Source organism: Streptomyces sp. H27-C3 (assembly GCF_030063415.1).
In the GTDB taxonomy this organism is placed as follows: Bacteria; Actinomycetota; Actinomycetes; order Streptomycetales; family Streptomycetaceae; genus Streptomyces.
Window position 1 is genome coordinate 11,451 of record NZ_JASITA010000034.1, and the last position, 20,840, is coordinate 32,290.

The 20,840-nt window shown below is 70.1% G+C and carries 15 protein-coding genes and 1 pseudogene; 7 read left to right on the forward strand and 9 right to left on the reverse strand.

Going from position 1 to position 20,840, the window contains the following annotated elements:
- Positions 1–158: 158 nt before the first annotated feature.
- Positions 159–1,187 (reverse strand): annotated as a pseudogene (locus QMK30_RS28225) (IS4 family transposase); the annotation flags it as partial.
- Here QMK30_RS28225 and QMK30_RS28230 point away from each other — a divergent pair.
- Positions 1,182–1,952 carry an IS5 family transposase gene (locus QMK30_RS28230; protein WP_283521155.1) on the forward strand — a complete coding sequence of 257 codons (771 nt, stop codon included), beginning with the start codon at positions 1,182–1,184 and terminating at the stop codon, positions 1,950–1,952. The pseudogene QMK30_RS28225 and the gene QMK30_RS28230 sit on opposite strands and share 6 nt — an antisense overlap.
- Positions 1,953–1,961: 9 nt before the next feature.
- On the opposite strand, the gene QMK30_RS28235 is transcribed toward QMK30_RS28230, so the two are convergent.
- Complete coding sequence (locus QMK30_RS28235) at positions 1,962–2,444, reverse strand: hypothetical protein (RefSeq protein ID WP_283521156.1); 483 nt, start codon at positions 2,442–2,444, stop codon at positions 1,962–1,964.
- A gap of 622 nt (positions 2,445–3,066) precedes the next feature.
- Positions 3,067–5,778 (reverse strand): aconitate hydratase AcnA, encoded by a 2,712-nt coding sequence (acnA, locus tag QMK30_RS28240; RefSeq protein ID WP_283521157.1) that lies wholly within the window; start codon positions 5,776–5,778, stop codon positions 3,067–3,069.
- A gap of 695 nt (positions 5,779–6,473) precedes the next feature.
- On the opposite strand from acnA, the gene QMK30_RS28245 reads away from it, so the two are divergent.
- The 3 genes from QMK30_RS28245 to QMK30_RS28255 all read left to right on the forward strand — a co-directional run bounded on the left by QMK30_RS28245 (position 6,474) and on the right by QMK30_RS28255 (position 10,243).
- Positions 6,474–7,058 carry a hypothetical protein gene (locus QMK30_RS28245; protein ID WP_283521158.1) on the forward strand — a complete coding sequence of 195 codons (585 nt, stop codon included), beginning with the start codon at positions 6,474–6,476 and terminating at the stop codon, positions 7,056–7,058.
- Positions 7,059–7,067: 9 nt separating this feature from the next.
- The gene (locus QMK30_RS28250) at positions 7,068–8,597 is read left to right on the forward strand and encodes a helix-turn-helix domain-containing protein (protein ID WP_283521159.1); all 1,530 of its coding nucleotides are present in this window, start codon (positions 7,068–7,070) and stop codon (positions 8,595–8,597) included.
- A gap of 383 nt (positions 8,598–8,980) precedes the next feature.
- Positions 8,981–10,243, forward strand: coding sequence for an LmeA family phospholipid-binding protein (locus QMK30_RS28255; protein ID WP_283521160.1), 1,263 nt, complete (start codon positions 8,981–8,983; stop codon positions 10,241–10,243).
- An 84-nt stretch (positions 10,244–10,327) separates the two neighbouring features.
- On the opposite strand, the gene QMK30_RS28260 is transcribed toward QMK30_RS28255, so the two are convergent.
- The 3 genes from QMK30_RS28260 to QMK30_RS28270 form a co-directional block, all read right to left on the reverse strand.
- A complete protein-coding gene (locus QMK30_RS28260) occupies positions 10,328–11,161 on the reverse strand; it encodes an alpha/beta fold hydrolase (protein ID WP_283521161.1) in 834 nt (277 codons plus the stop codon).
- Between the two features lie 164 nt (positions 11,162–11,325).
- Positions 11,326–11,724 carry a RidA family protein gene (locus QMK30_RS28265; protein ID WP_283521162.1) on the reverse strand — a complete coding sequence of 133 codons (399 nt, stop codon included), beginning with the start codon at positions 11,722–11,724 and terminating at the stop codon, positions 11,326–11,328.
- The gene (locus tag QMK30_RS28270; RefSeq protein WP_283521163.1) at positions 11,721–12,830 is read right to left on the reverse strand and encodes an acyl-CoA dehydrogenase family protein; all 1,110 of its coding nucleotides are present in this window, start codon (positions 12,828–12,830) and stop codon (positions 11,721–11,723) included. Before QMK30_RS28270 ends, QMK30_RS28265 begins: the two co-directional genes overlap by 4 nt.
- 86 nt (positions 12,831–12,916) lie before the next feature.
- Between QMK30_RS28270 and QMK30_RS28275 the strand changes: the two genes are divergently transcribed.
- Together QMK30_RS28275 and QMK30_RS28280 are read left to right on the forward strand one after the other, a co-directional pair.
- Positions 12,917–14,548, forward strand: coding sequence for an AMP-binding protein (locus tag QMK30_RS28275; protein ID WP_283521164.1), 1,632 nt, complete (start codon positions 12,917–12,919; stop codon positions 14,546–14,548).
- 4 nt (positions 14,549–14,552) lie between these two features.
- A complete protein-coding gene (locus QMK30_RS28280; protein WP_283521165.1) occupies positions 14,553–15,392 on the forward strand; it encodes a PaaX family transcriptional regulator in 840 nt (279 codons plus the stop codon).
- A gap of 44 nt (positions 15,393–15,436) precedes the next feature.
- Here the strand turns inward: QMK30_RS28280 and QMK30_RS28285 are convergent, their stop codons facing one another.
- Positions 15,437–17,704, reverse strand: coding sequence for a bifunctional salicylyl-CoA 5-hydroxylase/oxidoreductase (locus QMK30_RS28285; protein WP_283521166.1), 2,268 nt, complete (start codon positions 17,702–17,704; stop codon positions 15,437–15,439).
- A gap of 389 nt (positions 17,705–18,093) precedes the next feature.
- Positions 18,094–18,921 carry an enoyl-CoA hydratase family protein gene (locus QMK30_RS28290; protein WP_283521167.1) on the reverse strand — a complete coding sequence of 276 codons (828 nt, stop codon included), beginning with the start codon at positions 18,919–18,921 and terminating at the stop codon, positions 18,094–18,096.
- Positions 18,922–19,151: 230 nt separating this feature from the next.
- Between QMK30_RS28290 and QMK30_RS28295 the strand changes: the two genes are divergently transcribed.
- The gene (locus QMK30_RS28295; RefSeq protein ID WP_283521168.1) at positions 19,152–19,583 is read left to right on the forward strand and encodes an ATP-binding protein; all 432 of its coding nucleotides are present in this window, start codon (positions 19,152–19,154) and stop codon (positions 19,581–19,583) included.
- Positions 19,584–19,808: 225 nt separating this feature from the next.
- On the opposite strand, the gene argF is transcribed toward QMK30_RS28295, so the two are convergent.
- Positions 19,809–20,816, reverse strand: a complete 1,008-nt coding sequence (gene argF / locus QMK30_RS28300) for an ornithine carbamoyltransferase (protein WP_283521169.1) — start codon at positions 20,814–20,816, stop codon at positions 19,809–19,811.
- Positions 20,817–20,840: the final 24 nt, after the last annotated feature.

Below are 20,840 nucleotides of genomic sequence, written 5' to 3' on the forward strand. Positions count from 1 at the left end.
GTGGCCATCCGTTTCATGAACTGCCGCAGACGGCGGGTCGACCGGCCCGCTTGGAGGACGACGCTGCGTCGTGTGTGCTTGAGGACCTTGACGAACGAGATCCGGTCGGGGTCCAGCCCCTCGCCGTCGGCCAGTCGCATGATGATCCGGTTCAGACAGTGATGGACGGTCAGATGGGCCCAGATCTCCTGCCGTACCAATTCCGGCGACGCCGACCGCAGTACCTCGGCCTTTCCCCGTTGAAAGGTCTTCAGCTGCCGGTAGGCGGACTCGACCTCCCAGCGCTCGTGATACAGGGCTGCCAGCTCCTCGGCGGGCCAGACCTCGGGATCGAGCAGGTCGGTCAGCAGCCTGGTTGTCTCGCCGCCGTCGACCTGGTAGTCGATCACCCTCACTGTCACCCCGCCCGGATGAGAGCGCCGCTGCCCGGCGAGATTCATCCGGGTCAGATAGGTCCCGTCAGGCAAGACCTCCGTGGGCTTCGCGGCGACGAAGGTGCGGGCTCTGATCAGCAAGTGGGCTCCGGCCTGCGTGTATGCCTTCCACAGCGCGACACCGGGGAAGGCCCGGTCCACGATCACCAGCATGTCGGCGGCGCTGCTGGCCATCTCTGTCGCCAGCGCGGGCTCGCCACCAACACTCCTGAAGCTGCCTATCCGCGCGTCGATCGTCGCGTGTGTACCGGTCTCGGTCAGGGTCACCACTCTGGCCTGCGGGAACCCGATGGGACGACCGGCGCTGTCCACCTGTCCGCCAAAGGCGGCACGTGTCGTCTCGTTCTCCGGCACGTCCAGCAAGAACCCGTCGACCGCGGCGACTCTGATCCCGCGCCAGAACGCCGCCTCGAGTGTGGTCGGAGCGATCGCCCCCGCCACACGGCAAAACACTCCTTCCAGCGGTGCGGCCCCAAGCTGCTGCCGGGCCCTGGTGAACGACGACTTGTTCGGGACCGACTGGTCCATCTCGTCCAGGGCCCCGACCATGTTCTCCGCGACATCGTCGTAGGAGTCCTGCTGGAACAGCGCCAGAGCCAGCACGAAGTAGACCATGAACCGGCTCGACAGGGGACGGGGCTTGGCATCCCGCCGACCACACGCGGTCAGCACCTCGTCCACCAGCTCAGGAACGATCCACTCGGTGAGCAACCCGAGCCGTACCTCATCGGATAACCCGATCCATGGATGCATGTCCGGGCCAACGAACCAGCACCCCGGCGGTCACCGTGCCTGAGAGAGGAACTACTTGCCCCTCTCAAGCAACGGCATTGCGACAACGGCACCAAGTGGCGTTCCCTGCCGGTGGACTTCCCGGCCTGGGACCGCGTCTATGCCTTCTTCCGCCGCTGGCGGCGCCAGGGCCTGACCGATGAGTTCCACGACCGTCTGCGCGGCCGCCTCCGTGAGGCGGAGGGCCGGTCGGACGAGCCGACAGCCGCCATCATCGATTCGCAGTCGGTGCGGGCTGCGTCCTCGGTCCCGGCCGCCACGCGAGGCTATGACGGCGGAAAGAAGGTGCCGGGCCGTAAGCGGCACGTGATCACGGACTGTCTCGGCCTGCTCCTGGTGGTCGCGGTGACCGCCGCGAACGTCGGCGACCGCGAGGCGGCCGTGGGGCTCCTGGAACGGGTCAGGGCCGCGCACCGCAAGCTCCGCCTCATCTGGGCGGACGGCGGCTACACCGGCATGCTCGCCGGCTTCGCCCGCGACGCACTCCGCCTCACGCTCGACATCGTCAAGCGCAGTGACGAGCCGCGCTTCGTGGTGCTGCCGAGACGGTGGGTGGTGGAGAGGACGCTGAGCTGGCTAATGCGCTCGCGCCGCCTGGTCCGCGATTACGAGACGCTGCCCGCCACCAGCGAATCCATGATTCTTTGGTCGATGACCATGCTCATGAGCCGCCGCCTCGCCCGCCGCACCCGCACGACGACATCGACCGTGTCCCTGGCAGCATGAACCTCGCCGTCATGCCGTCATGATGCTGAACTCCCCGGATTGGTGCCGGGTGATCCACCACCGCTTGGCCAGGCGTTTCGCCCGCGAGCGGACCCCTTCGATCTTCGCGGGCACCAGCTCCACCCCCAGCGCCACCGCGAGGTTTTTGGCCCGCACTCTGCCCCGGCCCGCCGCCGCTTCCGCTTCCAGGACCGACATGATCCGCTGGTACTCCGGTGCCAGGACCGCACGGGGCAGTTGCCCGCTTTGGCGGGGAACCTGCGCTCCCGCCACCGCGGCAGCCACCGCCACGTCCCCCACCCCGTCCACGGCCTCGGCGACCGGCTCGGCCAGCACCTCGACCACCGCATCACGGGCGATGACCAGCCGCTCCAGCACCCGCTCGGCTTCTTCCAGCGCGGCCGCGATCCGGGCCGCTTCCTCCCGCGCTCGCTCGACCGCCTCCCTCGCGGCCGACTCCTTCGCCTCCAGCAGACCCAGAACCGACGGCACCCGCCACCTCCACCCGATCAAGGAGCAGCACGACGCCCCAACACTCCCTCACCAAACGGGAGTTCACTCCTCACCGGCGAAAACTCAACGATCACGGCCGGAATAACAACGGCTTCTCACACAAAACGCCAGCTCAGCCAGTCACTCGAAACGAGCCGGACCCGAGGGATTTCGCTCCTCCTCGGCATCACCCTCTGCTGAGGTGTCGATGCTCACTGCCGCTGGACGTTCCGCAGAAGCCAGCTTCGCTGAGAACGCGAGGAGAGGCGTTCGCAGCCATCCTGGCAAACCGGCAGCTCAGGGCAAGACCAACGGACAACTGCAGTGGCGACGGACACGAGAGGCCGCCCCATCAGCGGGAAACGATCTTCGGCTGACTGGGAAGCGATCTTCAACCGTTTCTGTCCCGCCTGGTCAGAGACACTCGTGAACACCCCACAGAAGAACCCCGCACCTGGTACCAGGTGCGGGGTTCTTCGTCGTCGTAGGATGCGCAGCTCCGCTCCGGGAACAGATCGCCTGCGATCATGGTCACAGGCGCGTATTCCGCCCCGTCGAGCGCGAGCGCCCCGCCCCCGCCCCGCGCGAGAGATGCAGGGGCGGGGCGCTCGTTCACGTCAGGTCAAGAACCGGCAAGTTGGCGCAGCACGTAGTGCAGGATGCCGCCGTTGCGGTAGTAGTCCGCCTCGCCGGGGGTGTCGATGCGCAGCTTCGCGTCGAACTCGACGTCGCCCGCCACCACGTGGAGCGTGTCCGGGATGCCGCCGTCGTTGAGGCCGGTCACGCCGGTGATCGAGAAGGTCTCCTCGCCGGTCAGGCCCAGGGAGGCCGCCGAGGCGCCTTGCGGGTACTGGAGCGGCAGGACGCCCATGCCGATCAGGTTCGAGCGGTGGATGCGCTCGTAGGACTCGGCGACGACGGCCTTGACGCCGAGCAGCGCGGTGCCCTTGGCCGCCCAGTCGCGGGACGACCCCGAGCCGTACTCCTTGCCCGCCAGGATGACCAGCGGGGTGCCGGCGGCCTGGTAGTTCTGCGAGGCGTCGTAGATGAACGACACCGGGCCGCCATCGATGGTGAAGTCGCGAGTGAAGCCGCCCTCGGTGCCCGGCGCGATCTGGTTGCGCAGGCGGATGTTGGCGAAGGTGCCGCGGATCATGACCTCGTGGTTGCCTCGGCGCGAGCCGTAGCTGTTGAACTCGCGGCGCTCGACGCCGTGCTCCGTGAGGTACTTGCCGGCCGGGGTGTCGGCCTTGATCGCACCGGCCGGGGAGATGTGGTCGGTGGTGACCGAGTCGCCCAGCTTGGCGAGGACGCGCGCACCGGCGATGTCCTCGACCGGGGTCGTCTCCATCGTCATGCCGTCGAAGTACGGGGGCTTGCGGACGTACGTCGACTCGGCGTCCCACTCGAAGGTGTTGCCCGTCGGGATGGACAGCGCCTGCCACTGGGCGTCGCCCGCGAAGACGTCCTTGTAGGAGTCGTTGAACATCTCCTGGCCGATGGAGGCGGCCACGACCTCGTTGACCTCGGCCTCGGAGGGCCAGATGTCCTTGAGGTAGACCGGGTTGCCCTCAGTGTCGGTGCCCAGCGCCTCGGTGGTGATGTCCACCTTCATGGAGCCGGCGATGGCGTACGCGACGACCAGCGGCGGGGAGGCCAGGTAGTTCATCTTGACGTCGGGGTTGATCCGGCCCTCGAAGTTGCGGTTGCCGGAGAGCACCGAGGTGACGGCCAGGTCGTTGTCGTTGACGGCCTTGGAGACCTCGTCGGGCAGCGGGCCCGAGTTGCCGATGCAGGTGGTGCAGCCGTAGCCGACGAGGTTGAAGCCCATCTTGTCGAGGTAAGGCGTGAGACCGGCCTTGTCGAAGTAGTCCGTGACGACCTTGGAGCCCGGGGCGAGCGTGGTCTTGACCCACGGCTTGCGGGTCAGACCCTTCTCGACCGCCTTCTTGGCCACCAGCGCGGCGGCGACCATGACGTACGGGTTCGAGGTGTTCGTGCAGGAGGTGATCGCGGCGACGGTGACGGCGCCGTGGTCGATCTCGTACGTCGAACCGTCGGGGGCCGTGACCAGGGTCGGCTTCGTCGGGACGCCGTTGGTGGTGGCCGGCGAGTCGGAGGCCGGGAAGGACTCCTTGCCCGCCTCCTCGTCGTCGTTGACGTAGTTGCGTACGTCGCGGGCGAACTGCTCCTTGGCGTTGGCCAGAACGATGCGGTCCTGCGGACGCTTCGGGCCCGCGATGGACGGGACGACCGTGGAGAGGTCGAGCTCAAGCTTCTCGGAGAAGTCGGGCTCGGCGGCCGGGTCCAGCCAGAGGCCCTGCTCCTTGGCGTACGCCTCGACGAGCGCGACCTGCTGGGCGTCGCGGCCGGTCAGGCGCAGGTAGTTCAGCGTCTCGTCGTCGATCGGGAAGATCGCGGCGGTGGAGCCGAACTCCGGCGACATGTTGCCGATGGTGGCGCGGTTCGCGAGGGAGGTCGCGCCGACGCCCTGGCCGTAGAACTCCACGAACTTGCCGACGACACCGTGCTTGCGCAGCATCTCGGTGATGGTCAGCACGAGGTCGGTGGCGGTGGTGCCGGCGGGCAGCTCACCGGTCAGCTTGAAGCCGACGACGCGCGGGATGAGCATGGAGACGGGCTGGCCGAGCATCGCGGCCTCGGCCTCGATGCCGCCGACGCCCCAGCCCAGCACGCCCAGGCCGTTGACCATGGTGGTGTGCGAGTCGGTGCCGACGAGGGTGTCGGGGTACGCCTGGCCATTGCGGACCATGACCGTACGGGCCAGGTGCTCGATGTTGACCTGGTGGACGATGCCGGTGCCCGGGGGGACGACCTTGAACTCGTCGAAGGCGGTCTGGCCCCAGCGCAGGAACTGGTAGCGCTCCTTGTTGCGGCCGTACTCCAGCTCGACGTTCTGCTGGAAGGCGTCGGCCGTGCCGAACTTGTCGGCGATGACGGAGTGATCGATGACCAGCTCGGCCGGGGCCAGCGGGTTGATCTTCGCCGGGTCGCCGCCGAGTTCCTTCACGGCCTCACGCATGGTCGCGAGGTCCACCACGCAGGGGACGCCCGTGAAGTCCTGCATGATCACGCGGGCCGGGGTGAACTGGATCTCCTCGCTGGGCTGAGCCTGCGAGTCCCAGTTCCCGATCGCCCGGATGTGGTCGGCGGTGATGTTCGCGCCGTCCTCGGTGCGGAGCAGGTTCTCCAGCAGAACCTTCAGACTGTAAGGGAGGCGCGCGGAGCCCTCGACCTTGTCCAGCTTGAAGATCTCGTACGACTCGTCGCCCACGCGCAGCGTGCTGCGGGCTTCGAAGCTGTTCGCCGACACGACAGTCTCCTTCTTCAATGTGCGCTTTCTACGCGCCTTCTACCGCATCCTGCCGCCGTGACCCCTGGCCCATCCGCTAAGGTGCGACTTACTAAGGTCACCCTTACCGGCCGGCGGCTGCGGTACGCCTTCGGCAGATATCTCGATGTCGAGATAACTCTAGTACATGACCGCGACTCGGTCATGCCCGGACCCGACTGCGACGAGCACACCACGCCCCCGGGGAAAACCTGACGGCGGGTGTCAGGCTTCCGCGGCACGATCCCCCTCATGACCAACCACTTCACGACCACCCAGGTCAAGCCCCTGAGCGACCGCGTGCGGGGACCCGTCCTACCGCCGGGCGACGACGGATTCGACGAGGAACCGGCCGGGTTCCAGACGGCGTACCGGCACAGGCCTGCCGTGACCGTCGGGCGAGAGGCGCCGAGGACGTGCGCGAGGCCGTGCGGTTCGCGGCGGCGCACGGACTGCCGGCGCCGTGCAGGCCACCGGGCACGGGCTCTCGGTGGCGACGGACGGCGGGATGCTGATCAGTACCCACCGGATGGACACGGTCACCCGAGGAGGTCACGCCCTCCGTCGGCCTGATCCCCCACCCGGACCTTCCGCAGCTGCCCGAGCCGCTTCGCGGCCGGTACGTCGCGCATGCGCGGATCGCGTTCAACGGAACGCCGGAGGAGGGCGAGCGGCTGGTGGCGCCGCTGCGGGCGGTCGGGCCCCGGCTGATCGACGACCTGAGGCAACTCCCCTACAGCGAAGGCGCATCCACCTATCAGGTCCCGCCCTTCCCGCACGCGTACAGCGGGACCAACGCCCCGGTGCGCGAACTCGATCCGGCCGCGCTGCGCGCCGTGCTCGAACTGACCTGTCCCGGCGCGCCGTTGACGCACGTGGTGGATCTGCGGCAGCTGGGCGGCGCGCTGTCGCACGAGCCGGCCGGGGCGAGCGCGGTCGGCAACCGCGCGGCGCGGTACATCCTGCGGGTCGTCTCGATGCTGGTGGGCCCGGACGCCGTCGCACAGGCCAGGGAGGTGCACGACCGGGTGACGGCGGCGCTCGCGCCCGCGGCCACCGGCAGCTCGCTGCCCTTCCTACGGCGACTGGGAGCGGGCGACCGAGGCGCGGACCCGCACGGGCTACGACGAGGCGGCCCACCGCCGGCTGACCGCGCTCAAAACGGCTCTCGACCCCGCCAACCTTTTCCGGTACAACCGGAACATTTTCCCCGTCACTCCGGTGGCGCACCACAAGGAGGCGTCATCTCATATCTGAGATAACCTGCCGCTATGGCAGACGACTACCTCGTACGCATCGGCAAGCTCATCCGTGACGCCCGTCAGCACCGGGGCTGGACACAGACCCAGCTTGCCGATGCGCTCGGCACCAGCCAGAGTGCCGTGAACCGCATCGAACGCGGAAACCAGAACATCAGCCTTGAGATGATCGCGCGTATCGGCGAGGCACTCGACAGTGAAATCGTCTCACTCGGGTACTCAGGTCCCATGCATCTTCGTGTAGTGGGCGGACGCCGCCTCTCGGGCTCCATCGACGTCAAGACGAGCAAGAACGCCTGCGTGGCGCTGCTCTGCGCCTCGCTGCTCAACAAGGGGCGCACGGTCCTCCGCCGGGTGGCGCGCATCGAGGAGGTCTACCGCCTCCTGGAGGTGCTGAGTTCCATCGGCGTCCGGGCCCGCTGGATCAACGACGGGAAGGATCTGGAGATCATCCCGCCGGCCCATCTCGACATGGCGGCCATCGACGAGGAGGCGGCGCGCAGGACGCGGAGCATCATCATGTTCCTCGGTCCGCTGCTGCACCGGATGGAGCGTTTCACGCTGCCCTACGCGGGCGGCTGCGACCTCGGCACCCGGACCGTCGAGCCGCACATGATCGCGCTGCGCCGCTTCGGCCTGGAGATCACCGCGACCGAGGGCATCTACCACGCGGTGGTGGAGCGCTCCACGGGGCCGGACCGCCCGATCGTGCTGACCGAGCGCGGCGACACGGTGACCGAGAACGCGCTGCTCGCGGCCTCCCGCTACGAGGGCACGACCGTGATCCGCAACGCCTCGTCGAACTACATGGTCCAGGACTTGTGCTTCTTCCTGGCGGCGCTGGGCGTGCGGGTCGACGGGGTCGGGACGACCACCCTGACCGTGCACGGCGTGCCGAACATCGACGTGGACGTGGACTACTCGCCCTCCGAGGACCCGGTCGAGGCGATGAGCCTGCTCGCGGCGGCCGTGGTCACGGAGTCCGAGCTGACCATCCGTCGGGTGCCGATCGAGTTTCTGGAGATCGAGCTCGCGGTGCTGGAGGAGATGGGTCTCGACCACGACCGCTCCACCGAGTACACCGCCGACAACGGCCGTACGCGGCTGGTGGACCTCACCGTCCGGCCCTCCAAGCTGGAGGCGCCGATCGACAAGATCCACCCGATGCCGTTCCCCGGGCTCAACATCGACAATGTGCCGTTCTTCGCCGCCATCGCGGCCGTCGCCCAGGGCAAGACCCTCATCCACGACTGGGTCTACGACAACCGCGCGATCTATCTGACGGACCTCAACCGCCTCGGTGCGCGCCTCCAGCTGCTCGATCCGCACCGCGTCCTGGTCGAGGGCCCGACGCGCTGGCGCGCCGCCGAGATGATGTGCCCGCCCGCGCTGCGGCCGGCCGTGGTCGTGCTGCTCGCGATGATGGCGGCGGAGGGCACGTCCGTACTGCGCAACGTGTATGTCATCAACCGCGGTTACGAGGACCTGGCCGAGCGCCTCAACTCAATCGGTGCGCAGATCGAGATCTTCCGGGACATTTAGGGGGTGACTCGCCCCCCTCGATGGCGAGCTGCGCACGCTCGTTGAGCAGATCGGTGTGCCAGGCGACCCGCAGCGCGCCCAGCTCCTGGAACGCGCGCCCCATCAGCAGCAGCTTGGCCTCAGAGAGCCCCTCCGCATGCTCGACGCCAACGGCTCAAGACGCACACAACGGCCGGTCAGAGTCGGTCGGTCGAGCCACGCGCTGCTCATCGGGTGCCTTCCGACGCGGGGATCACGAACGCCATCGCTTGATCAACTGATCGAGCAAAGCCACGATAACGGGAGCGTGAACAGGCCCTTTCCTGGCCATAAACCTGACCAAAACCGGAGGTAACAGAAATCGAGTTTGCGTTCGAGGGAGGCACGCGTGGTGGGATGAGCCGATGCGACCCCCCACACGCATAGCCGGACACCCGCCCAATCCCTACGACGAGCTCGCGCAGCTGGCCCCACCGGAGCCGGACCCCGCCGACGACCACCAGGAGCACGGCAGCGAACACACCAGGAAGCAGAGCGGGAGCGACAGCTACGACGACCCGCTCGGCCTGGGGCTCGCCCCGGACGACGAGGACGAGGCCTGGGCCCCGCCCAACCACCGCGGCAAGAGCCGGCTCGCGGCCGTCCCCGTCGCGCTCAAACTGGCCCTCACCGGCCTGGTCGTGGTCTCGTTCCTGCTCCTCTCCGACCGGTTCGCCGTGATGTACGCGCAGGGCAAGGCCGAGGACAAGCTCCAGGAATCGCTCGGGCTCGCGACCGCGCCCGAAGTCAACATCCACGGCTTCCCCTTCCTCACCCAGGTCCTGGACAAGCGGCTCGACAAGGTCGACGTCGCGGTCCCCGACGTGGCCGCCGACCGGGTCTCGCTCGCGGAAGTACGGGCCACCGCCAAGGACATCAGCATCGTCGGCAGCCTCCCGTCCTCGATCGAGGGCGCGGTCATCGGCAGCGTGGACGGCGACGTACTGCTGTCCTTCGACGACCTGAACCGTGAACTGGGGTCCTCGCAGGCCAAGTTCACGAAGGACGGCGCCAACCGGGTGCGGGTGGACGGTTCGCTGCCCGTCGCGGGGCACGAGGTGCGCATCGAGGCCGAGGCCCATGTGCGGCGCGACGGCGACCAGGCGGTCTCCACCACGGTCGACCACATGCAGCTCGACATCCCCGGGCTCGTCACCTACCGGCCGGGAAAGGACCCCAAGTCCTCGGGCCTGCGCCTGCATCCCGAGGCGGCCGAGCGGATCAGCCGCGAGGGCGCGCGCATCAAGGCGATGCTGACGGTGCCCGCGGTCGTGGACCGGCTCGGCCTGCCCAAAGCGCGGGTCGATCAGGCGTTGCGCAGCGAGAAGGAGCTGAGCAGGCTCACCGGCTCACCGCGCTTCGTCGAGCAGCTGATGAAGGTCAACCTCGTCGATGTGGTCATCGACAACCCCTGGCTGCTGAAGAAGGTCGGCATCGACCCCAAGCTGGTCGCGGCGCTGCTGAGCCTGCGACCGCCGGAACTCTCCGAGCAGCTCTCGCTGTCCTTCCGGCTGCCGAAGACACCGGGCGATCTCCGACTGCGGGACATCTCGGTGGAGAGCGAAGGCATCAGGGCGGACCTGGCAGGCACGGGTCTGACCTTCGGCAAGGTGGCGGGCGAGAAGTAGGGGGCGGGGGTAGGGCGGAAGCCGGCCCGCTTCCCCACCCCGGCTCCGGGAGCGGGCCGGGGAAGGGCTGCCCGGAGGGCCCGCTCATCCCCGCTCGGCGATGAACTCCCGCAGAGCCGTGGACAGTACCTTCGGCTGGTCCTCCGCGATCAGCGTGCAACTGTCCTCGACCTCGAGCAGCCTCCCCTGCGGCAGTACGTCCGCCAGCCGCCGCCCATGCGCCCGTGGCATCATCCGGTCCTCCAGCGCCCACACCACCAGCGCCGGCTTGTCGAACTTCCTCATCCCGTCCACCGCTTCGAGCAACTCCGTCTTGCGCACGGCCCTGTTGTAGCGGCGGAAGTCGCCGCGGATCGCCTTGTCGGTGAGGAGCGGCTTCAGCCAGCCGTCGACGATCTCGTCCGGCACGGGCCGCTTGACGAGGGCGCCCAGGCCCACGGGCAGGCGGCGCAGCGGGCGCAGGGCGAGCGTTCGGACGAGGAGCGCGACGCCGCCCGGCACCTTGCAGGCAAGCCCGATGAGCTTGCCGGGCACGCCGGGAGGGTAGTTGTCGAAGGCCTCGCAGGAGGTGAGCACAAGGCGGGCCAGCCGCTCGGAATGCTTGGCGGCAACAGTCTGGGCGCGCCCGCAGTCGTTCTCGACGAGCGTGACGTCGGTGAGGCCGAGCCGCTCCATGAACTCGACGATCAGCTCCACCACGGAGTCGGGGCCGAGCGGTACGTCGGGACGCATCGGCGTTCGATGCGATCCGTACGGGAGGGTCGGGGCGACGCAGCGGTGATCGGCGCGCAGGTCCGCGACGACTTTGCGCCACACCGTCCGGTCGTGCACCAGGCCGTGCAGCAGAACGACGACGGGGCCGTCGCCGCCGGTGTCCTCGTACTCGACGGTCCCTGCGGAGAGTTCGATCTCGGGCATGGATGCTCCTGTCCAGGTCCGGTACGTCGGTTGCGCACACCCTGCCACGGAGATCGCGCGGACGGGCCCGGTCCGGGCAATCGGGCCCGGTGTGCGGCGCCCGGCGCTCGGGGCCGGGGTGCACCCAGCCGGTCGTGAAAGGCCCGGTGCTCCGAGCCGGGCACTCAGGGCAGTACGGCCACTCCGTCCAGCTCTACCAGGGCCTGCTCGTCCCACAGCCTGGCCGCCCCGATCACGGCCATCGCCGGATAGTCGCGGCCCGCCAACCGCCGCCAGATCCGGCCCAGTTCGGCGGCGTGGGTCCGGTAGTCGGCGACATCGGTGGCGTACACGGTGACCCTGGCCAGGTCGGCGGGGGCGCCCCCGGCGGCGTGCAGGGCCGTCAGGAGATTGGCGAGGGCCGTCTCGAACTGCTCGGGGAGCCCGGCGCCGACCACCTTGCCGTTCTGGTCGAGTGCCGTCTGCCCGGCCAGGAAGACCAGTCGGGAGCCGGTGGCGGTGACCGCGTGGGAGAAGCCGGTCGGCGGGGAGAGTTCGGCCGGGTTGATGCGGTGCAGGGTCATCGGTAAAGCTCCTTCGCGATGATCGTGCGCTGGACCTCGGTGGCGCCTTCGTAGATGCGCGGAGCGCGGACCTCACGGTAGAGGTGTTCGAGGAGGTGGCCGCGCTCCAGCGCGCGGGCCCCGTGCAGCTGGACCGCGGCGTCGACGACGTACTGGGCGGTCTCGGTGGCGAACAGCTTGGCCATGGCGGCGCGCTTGGGGACGCCGGGCGCGCCCGCGTCGTAGGCCGAGGCGGCGGCGTACACCAGGAGCCGCGCGGCCTCCGTGCGGGTGGCCATCTCGGCGACCTGGTGGGCGACGGACTGGAGGTCCTTCAGGGGGCCGCCGAACGCGGTGCGCCCGGCCGTGTGCGCGATGGTCGCGTCGAGTGCGGCCTGGGCCATGCCGACGGCGAAGGCGCCGACGCTGGGGCGGAAGAGATTGAGCGTGTCCATGGCTACGCGGAAACCCCGGTCCACCTCGCCGATCACATCGGCGGGAGTCACGGAGACGGCGTCGAAGGCGAGGGCGCCGATGGGGTGCGGCGAGAGCATGTCGAGCGGGGTCCCGGTCAGTCCCGGCCGGTCGGCGGGGACGAGGAACGCGGTGACTCCGCGGGCTCCGGCCCCCTCGGTCGTACGTGCGAACACGGTGTAGAAATCGGCGTACGGCGCGTTGGAAATCCAGCACTTCTCACCGGACAGGCGCCACCCGTCCCCCTCCGGTACGGTCGTGAGCGAGAGGGCCGCGGCGTCCGAACCCGCGCCGGGCTCGCTCAGCGCGAAGGCGGCGACCGCCCGGCCCGCGATCACTTCCGGCAGCCAGCGCGCACGCTGCTCCGCGGTTCCGAACCGGGCGACGGGCGAGGCTCCGAGCCCTTGCAGGGCAAGGGCTGTCTCGGCCTCCGTGCAGGATCGGGCGAGCGACTCACGCATCAGGCAGAGGTCGAGGGCACCGGAGGTGAACAGTCGCTCCAGGAGCCCCGACGCGCCAAGCGCTGCGACCAGAGGGCGGTTGATCCGGCCCGGTTCTCCCTTCTCCGCGAGGGGGCGCAGCCGGTCGGTGGCCAGCGCGCGCAGCTCCTCGCACCACCCCTGCTGTTCAGGTTCGAGCGCGAATCCCGGCATGGAGCGGCACCTCACTTTTATCGCGGACCGTTGACTGTCGTCACCCAAACGATACGCTCCAGAGGCGACAAGGGGGCGATCCCGTCATGGAGCTGAATACCTCAGCGCACGTCGATACCTTTCCGCGCGACCAACTGCCGCCCACCCACCAGTGGCCGGAACTTGTCTTCGATTCACCGGACTCACCCGGGGCACCCGGCCCGCGCTACCCGGACCGGCTCAACTGCGGGGCCGAGCTGCTCGACCGCACCGTAGAGCGCTTCGGCGCCGAGCGGCCCGTCTTCAGGACGGCCGGCGGTGAGGTGTGGACGTACGGCGAGCTCCACGACCAGGTCGACCGGATCGCCCACGTCCTGACCGGCGATCTCGGCGTTGTACCCGGCAACCGCGTCCTGCTGCGCGGCCCCACCACGCCCTGGCTGGCGGCCTGCTGGCTCGCGGTGATGAAGGCGGGCGCCGTCGCGGTGACGGTGCTGGCCCAGCAGCGGTCGGCCGAGCTGGCGACGATCTGCGAGATCGCCCGGGTCGGGCACGCCCTGTGCGACGTGCGGTCCGTCGACGATCTGGTGAAGGCGGAGGTCCCCGGGCTGCGCATCACGACGTACGGCGGTGACGCGCCCGACGATCTGGTGCGGCTGGCGGCCGTCAAGCCCGCGCGGTACACGGCCGTCGAGACGTCCGCCGACGATGTCGCGCTGATCGCCTTCACCTCGGGGACGACCGGACGCCCCAAGGGCTGCATGCACTTCCACCGGGACGTGCTGGCCATCGCCGACACCTTCTCGCGCCATGTGCTCAAGCCGGAGCCCGACGACATCTTCACGGGCAGCCCGCCGCTCGGCTTCACCTTCGGCCTCGGCGGGCTGGTGATCTTCCCGATGCGGGCGGGTGCCTCCGCGTTGCTGCTCGAACAGGCGGGCCCCAAGCAGCTGCTGCCCGCACTCGACCGGCACCGGGTCTCGGTGCTGTTCACCGCGCCCACCGCGTACCGGGCGATGCTCGACGACCTGGACGCCTACGATCTGGGCGCACTGCGCCGCTGCGTCTCGGCCGGTGAGAACCTGCCCGCCGCGACCTGGCAGGCCTGGTACGAGCGCACCGGGGTGCGCATCATCAACGGCATCGGCGCGACCGAGCTGCTGCACATCTTCATCTCGGCGGCGGACGAGGCGATCAGGCCGGGCACGACCGGGGTCCCCGTACTGGGGTGGCACGCGCGCGTGGTGGACGCCGCAGGTCGGCCGGTGGGCGACGGCGAGCCGGGGCTGCTGGCGGTGCGCGGACCCGTGGGCTGCCGGTATCTCGCGGACGAGCGTCAGCGCGACTATGTGAAGGACGGCTGGAATCTCACCGGCGACACCTATGTGCGCGACGCCGAAGGCTACTTCCGCTATGTCGCCCGCGCGGACGACATGATCATTTCTGCCGGGTACAACATCGCGGGCCCCGAGGTCGAGGACGCGCTGCTGCGCCACCCCGATGTCGTGGAGGCCGCGGTCGTCGCACGGGCCGACGAACTGCGCGGCCAGATCGTCGTCGCGTACGCCGTCCTGCGCGAAGGCGTCCCGCGCGACGAGTCCACGGTGGCGCTGCTGCGCGACTTCGCCAAGGCCGAGCTCGCACCGTACAAATGCCCGCGCGAGATCGTCTTCCTGGACGCCCTCCCGCGCACCCCGACCGGCAAGCTCCAGCGCTTCCGGCTCCGGGCCGTAGAGTGACCGCGTGGCCGACCAGCACACTCCCCGCTCCCTGATCGTCACCCTCTACGGTGCGTACGGCCGCTCCTCGGGCGGGGGCGGCGAGCCGATGCCCGTGGCCTCGCTCGTCCGGCTGCTGGCCGCAGTGGGCGTCGACGCGCCGTCCGTGCGCTCATCGGTCTCCCGCCTCAAGCGCCGCGGTCTGCTCGTCGCCGCGCGTACCACGCGCGGAGCGGCCGGCTACGCCCTGTCCGAGGACGCACGCCAACTGCTGGACGACGGGGACCGCCGCATCTACGAGCACCCGATGCCACGGCTGTCCGACGGCTGGGTGCTGGCCGTCTTCTCAGTACCTGAGGCCGAGCGCAGCAAGCGCCACCTGCTGCGCTCCCGGCTGGCCCGTCTCGGTTTCGGCACGGCCGCGCCGGGCGTGTGGATCGCCCCGGCGCGCCTGTACGAGGAGACGCGCCACACCCTGGAACGCCTCCAACTCGCGCCCTACGTGGACCTGTTCCGCGGGGAACACCTCGGCTTCGCCGCGACGGCCGAGGCAGTGGCACGCTGGTGGGACCTGGCGGCCATCGCGAAGCAGCACGAGGAGTTCCTGGACCGGCACGAGCCGGTGCTGCGGGCCTGGACCGCGGCGCGTGGCGCGTCATCGACGCCCTCCGCGTCGCCGGAGGACGCGTACCGGGACTACCTACCGGCCCTGGACTCCTGGCGCCGCCTGCCGTACGCGGATCCGGGCCTGCCCGCGGAACTCCTGCCGGAGGACTGGCCCGGTGTCCGGTCGGCGGAGGTCTTCGCGGCGCTGCACGCGCGGCTGCGGGACGCGGGGGCGGAGTTCGTACGGGACGAGGCCTGAGCCGGATTCGGGCACCCGTCGTGCCCGCATCCGGGGCACGGAGGTCACGTCAGGCTGAGCCGTGGCTTCGGCCCGTCCGTGCGGCCCGTCGGGGGCTTGCGGCTGCCTGCCCGGTACGCGAGGGGCCATGGCGCGCCGGGGCCCACGTAGTCCTGCTCGGCCGCCGCGTGCAGCGTCCAGTGCGGATCGTACAGGTGCGGGCGGGCCAGCGCGCACAGGTCCGCGCGGCCGGCGAGCAGCAGGGAGTTGACGTCGTCCCACGAGGAGATCGCGCCGACGGTGAGGACCGGGGCGCCCAGCTCGTTGCGTATCCGGTCCGCGTACGGGGTCTGGTACGAGCGGCCGTACTCGGGCGCCTCCTCGGAGACGACCTGGCCGGTCGAGACGTCGATGGCGTCGGCCCCGTGCGCGACGAAGGCGCGGGCGATCTCGACCGCGTCCTCGGCCGTCGTGCCGCCGTCCGCCCAGTCCGTGGCGGAGATCCGGACCGTCATCGGCCGGTCTTCGGGCCAGCTGTCACGCACCGCGTCGAAGACTTCGAGGGGAAAGCGCAGCCGTCGGTCGAGGGAACCGCCGTAGGCGTCGGTCCGTTGATTGGCGAGAGGGGAAAGGAAGCCGGAGAGCAAATAGCCGTGCGCGCAGTGGAGTTCGAGGAGATCGAAGCCGCAGTGCGCGGCGCGCCGGGTCGCCGAGGCGAACTGTTCGCGGATGTCGGTGAGTCCGGCCCGGTCGAGCTGGTGCGGGACCTGGTTGACGCCCGCGCGGTACGGGAGCGGGGAGGCGGCGGACAGGGGCCAGTTGCCGTCCGGCAGCGGCTGGTCGATGCCGTCCCACATCAGCCGGGTCGAGCCCTTGCGGCCCGAGTGGCCCAGCTGGACGCCGACCGCCGTGCCGGGCGACTGCTCGTGCACGAAGTCGGTGATCCGGCGCCAGGAGGCGGCCTGTTCGGGGGTGTAGAGGCCGGTGCAGCCGGGGGTGATGCGGCCCTCGGGGCTCACGCACACCATCTCGGTCATGACCAGGCCCGCTCCCCCGAGGGCCCGCGAGCCGAGGTGGACGAGGTGGAAGTCGCCGGGGACGCCGTCCTCCGCCTTGTACATGTCCATGGGCGAGACGACGACGCGGTTGCGCAGGGTCAGGCCGCGCAGCCGGAAGGGGGTGAACATCGGCGGTGTGCCCGGCGGGCAGCCGAAGCCGTCCTCCACGTCCCGGGTGAAACCGGCGTCGCGCAACCGCAGATTGTCATGAGTGACGCGGCGGCTGCGGGTGAGGAGATTGAAGGCGAACTGGCGCGGGGGCTGGTCGAGATACGTGCCCACCTCCTCGAACCACCGCAGGCTGGCGGCTGCCGCGCGCTGCGTCGACTCGACGACGGGGCGTCGCTCGGTCTCGTACGCGGCGAGGGCCGCCGCCCGGTCGGGCTGCTCCTCGATGCAGGCGGCCAGGGCGAGGGCGTCCTCGACGGCGAGCTTGGTGCCGGATCCGATGGAGAAGTGCGCGGTGTGCGCGGCGTCGCCGATGAGCACCGTATTTCCGTGCGACCACCGGTCGTTGACGACGGTGCGGAAGGGGATCCACGAGGACTTGTTGCCGCGCAGCGACCGGCCGCCGAGCGCGTCTGCGAAGGTCTTGGCACACCGCTCGGTGGATTCGGCCTCGTCGCACCGGTCGAGCCCGGCCGCCCGCCAGACCTCCTCACGCATCTCGACGATGACGGTGGAGGCGTCCTGCGCGTACGGGTAGCCGTGCAGTTGCATCACGCCGTGCTCGGTCTCGGCGATCTCGAAGCGGAAGGCGTCGAAGGCGAAGTCGGCGGCGAGCCAGATGTAGCGGCAGCGGTGGGTGGTGATGCGGGGCGCGAAGACGTCGGTGTGCGCCGCCCGCGTGAGGCTGTGCACGCCGTCCGCGGCGATCACCAGGTCGTACGCCGTGGAGAGTTCGGCAGCGGGCGGCGCCTCCTCGCGGAAGCGCAGGGTGACGCCGAGCGAGCGGCAGCGCTCGTACAGGATCTCCAGGAGCCTGCGGCGCCCGAGGGCGGCGAAGCCGTGGCCGCCGGAGGTCAGCCGGTGGCCGCGGTGGACGACGTCGATGTCGTCCCATCGGACGAACTCGGCCTGGAGCGCCTGGTAGACGACCGGGTCGGCGTGCTGGATGCCACCGAGGGTCTCGTCGGAGAGGACGACGCCGAAGCCGAAGGTGTCGTCTGGGTCGCCCCGCTCCCAGACGGTGACGGAGCGCGCGGGGTCGAGCCGCTTGAGGAGGGCCGCCGCGTACAGCCCACCGGGCCCGCCACCGATCACGGCGACGCGCATGGCGCGACCGCCGGTGACCGCTTTCGCGGAACTCGCTGCGGGGGCGGGGCTGGGTGCGGCAGCGGGCCCGGGTGCGGCGCTGGGTGTGGGCCCGGCGGTGGCCGGGGAGGCGGTGCCGGGTGCGGGCCCGGGTTCGGGCCCGGGTTCGGGCCCGGGTTCGGGCCCGGCGGTGGCGCTGGGTGCGGGGCCGGTCGCAGACCCGGGTGCGGTCCGCGCGGCGACCTCGGGTGCGGGACCGGTCGCAGACCCGGGCGCGGCAGTGACCTCCCGCGCGGGGCCGGCCGCAGGCCCCGCGCCGGTCGCAGCCGCGTCGCCGCCCCCTGCTGTGCGCCCTGCCGCAGCCCCGCCACCGGCGCCCGCCCGGGCCGCGGCCGTACGCCCCGGCATCGCTAGCGCCCCTGCCACTTCGGCGGTCGCTTCTCGGTGAACGCCGCGTGGAATTCGGCGTAGTCCTCGCCGTTCATCAGCAGCGCCTGTGTCGCGGCGTCCATCTCGACCGCGGCGGCGAGCGGCATGTCGAGCTCCGCGGTGAGCAGTGCCTTGGTCTGCGCGTAGGCCAGGGCCGGGCCGTCCGCGAGGCGCCGTGCCAGCTCGGCCGCGCGAAGGTCCGCCTGCCCCTCGTCCGTCATCTCGCTGATCAGGCCGATCCGCTCCGCCTCGGGAGCGCGCACCGCGTCGCCGAGCATCAGCAGTCGGGTCGCGTGCCCGAGCCCGACGACGCGGGGCAGCAGATACGCGGCCCCCATGTCGCCGCCCGACAGGCCGACCTTGGTGAAGAGGAAGGCGAAACGGGCCGACGGGTCCGCGATCCGGAAGTCGGCGGCGAGGGCGAGGACGGCGCCCGCGCCCGCGGCCACCCCGTGCACGGCGGCGATCACGGGGAAGGGGCACTCGCGCAGAGCCCGCACGACCTGCCCGGTCATCCGGTTGAAATCGAGAAGCTGAGCGGTGTCCATGGCGAGGGTGGCGCCGATGATCTCGTCGACGTCGCCGCCGGAGCAAAAACCCCGGCCTTCTCCACCCAGTACCAGTGCGCGTACCGTGCGCTCACGGGCCAGCTCGGCCAGGAGATCGCGCAGATCGGCGTACGCACCGAAGGTCAGCGCGTTGAGTTTCTCGGGCCGGGCAAGAGTGACAGTGGCGACCCCGTCATCGACGGTCAGCCGCAGATGGTGCCACTGCTCCGTGCGCGACGCTGAGCTGGGAAAGGGGCTCATGGGCTGTGGCCTCCTTCAACCTGGGGACTGATACCCGCCCTGCGAAGTTATCACCTGTCCGTGACTGCCGTCACGAGTGCGCGATATCCGATGCGCATCATGGCGAAAGGTCCCGTTCGCGGTATGTCGGAGGCCCCACCCCCTGCGGCCCAGCGGCTCTACCTGTATCGCATGACACTTTCGTATCGTTGAAAGCACGACCTCTCACTCCCCGAAAGGGGCGTCCCACTTTGCTCGAATCCGCCGGGCCCGCCTGTTGGCGCATCGCCCTGCCGCACACCGCGGCCGCCGTGCCGATAGCGCGCGCCCTGATACGCACCGCCCTCGCGGACATCGAGGCGCCCGCGGACAGTGACACGGCGGAGCTGTTGACTGCCGAGCTCGTCGCGAACGCCGTGGAGCACACCAGCCCGGACGAGCCGATCGAGCTGGTGGTGGAGCTGCTCGCCGCCGGTTGTCAGGTCGAGGTGCACGACGGCGACCCGTCCCCTCCCGGCAATCTGGACCGGACGGTGGCCGACCAGTCGCCCGACCCCTGGCAGGAGCACGGGCGCGGGCTGCTGCTCATCCGTGCGCTCAGCTCCGCCTGCGGACACCGCCCCACCGCGCACGGCAAGGCGGTCTGGTTCACGCTTCCTGCCGCTCCGGGCCGCCCTGGCTGACCAGCCGGTCCGGGGACTTGATGCGCTGCGTGGGGTGGTTCTCTTCTCAGGTTCTCAAGGTCTTCGACGTGCTCAAGGTGTTCGACGTACCAGCGCGCTGGCACGCTCAAAGCAAATGGGGTTCGAGCGTGTGAGCTCGAACCCCATTCATCGGCGACATACCAGCCACCGTCCCGCATGTCCGCCCAATCGGGCGCATAGCGCTTCCGTGCCGCGATCCGGCGGTTACTCCGCCCCTGCCATCGTGGCGACCAGCACGGCCTTGATGGTGTGCATCCGGTTCTCGGCCTCGTCGAAGACGACGGAGTGCGCGGACTCGAAGACCTCGTCGGTGACTTCCAGCTCGGTGAGGCCGTACTTCTCGTGGATGTCACGCCCGACCTTGGTCCCCAGGTCGTGGAAGGCGGGCAGGCAGTGCATGAACTTCACGTCCGCGTTGCCGGTGGCGCGCAGCACGTCCATGGTCACGGCGTACGGCGACAGCGCCTTGATGCGCTCGGCCCAGACCTCCTTGGGCTCCCCCATCGACACCCACACGTCGGTGCTGACGAAGTCCGCGCCGAGCACCCCTTCCGCGAGGTCCTCGGTGAGGGTGACCCGGGCGCCGCTCAGCTCGGCGGCCTCACGGGCCCGCACGACGACCTCTTCGGCCGGCCAGTAGGCCCTGGGTGCGACGATCCGTACATCCATGCCGAGCAGCGCGCCGGTGACCAGGTACGAATTGCCCATGTTGAGGCGGGCGTCGCCCAGGTAGGCGAAGGTGATCCGCTCCAGCGGCTTGTCGGAGTGCTCGGTCATGGTGAGCATGTCGGCGAGCATCTGGGTGGGGTGCCAGTCGTTGGTGAGCCCGTTGAAGACGGGGACCCCCGCGTACGCGCCCAGCTCCTCGACGACGGCCTGGCTGTCCCCGCGGTACTCGATACCGTCGAACATCCGACCCAGTACCCGCGCCGTGTCCCTCGCCGACTCCTTGTGCCCTATCTGGGAGCCGGAGGGGTCGAGATACGTCGTCGACGCCCCCTGATCCGCGGCGGCGACCTCGAAGGAGCAGCGGGTGCGGGTGGACGTCTTCTCGAAGATCAGCGCGATGTTCCTGCCGCGCAGCCGCCGCACCTCCGCGCCGGCCTTCTTCGCCGCCTTGAGTCCGGCGGCGAGATCGATCAGGCCACGGAACTCCTCGGCGGTGAAGTCCAGCTCCTTGAGGAAGTGACGGCCTGCGAGGTCTATCGCCATGGTGGTTGCTCCTGGGGCGCGAGA

What these genes read in the sequence shown, in the direction of transcription:
- QMK30_RS28230 (WP_283521155.1), top strand. Translation starts at nt 1,182, where the DNA reads ATGCATGTCCGGGCCAACGAACCAGCACCCCGGCGGTCACCGTGCCTG.
- QMK30_RS28250 (WP_283521159.1), top strand. Translation starts at nt 7,068, where the DNA reads ATGGCAGACGACTACCTCGTACGCATCGGCAAGCTCATCCGTGACGCC.
- QMK30_RS28255 (WP_283521160.1), top strand. Translation starts at nt 8,981, where the DNA reads ATGCGACCCCCCACACGCATAGCCGGACACCCGCCCAATCCCTACGAC.
- QMK30_RS28260 (WP_283521161.1), bottom strand. Translation starts at nt 11,161, where the DNA reads ATGCCCGAGATCGAACTCTCCGCAGGGACCGTCGAGTACGAGGACACC.
- QMK30_RS28265 (WP_283521162.1), bottom strand. Translation starts at nt 11,724, where the DNA reads ATGACCCTGCACCGCATCAACCCGGCCGAACTCTCCCCGCCGACCGGC.
- QMK30_RS28270 (WP_283521163.1), bottom strand. Translation starts at nt 12,830, where the DNA reads ATGCCGGGATTCGCGCTCGAACCTGAACAGCAGGGGTGGTGCGAGGAG.
- QMK30_RS28275 (WP_283521164.1), top strand. Translation starts at nt 12,917, where the DNA reads ATGGAGCTGAATACCTCAGCGCACGTCGATACCTTTCCGCGCGACCAA.
- QMK30_RS28285 (WP_283521166.1), bottom strand. Translation starts at nt 17,704, where the DNA reads ATGCGCGTCGCCGTGATCGGTGGCGGGCCCGGTGGGCTGTACGCGGCG.
- QMK30_RS28290 (WP_283521167.1), bottom strand. Translation starts at nt 18,921, where the DNA reads ATGAGCCCCTTTCCCAGCTCAGCGTCGCGCACGGAGCAGTGGCACCAT.
- argF (WP_283521169.1), bottom strand. Translation starts at nt 20,816, where the DNA reads ATGGCGATAGACCTCGCAGGCCGTCACTTCCTCAAGGAGCTGGACTTC.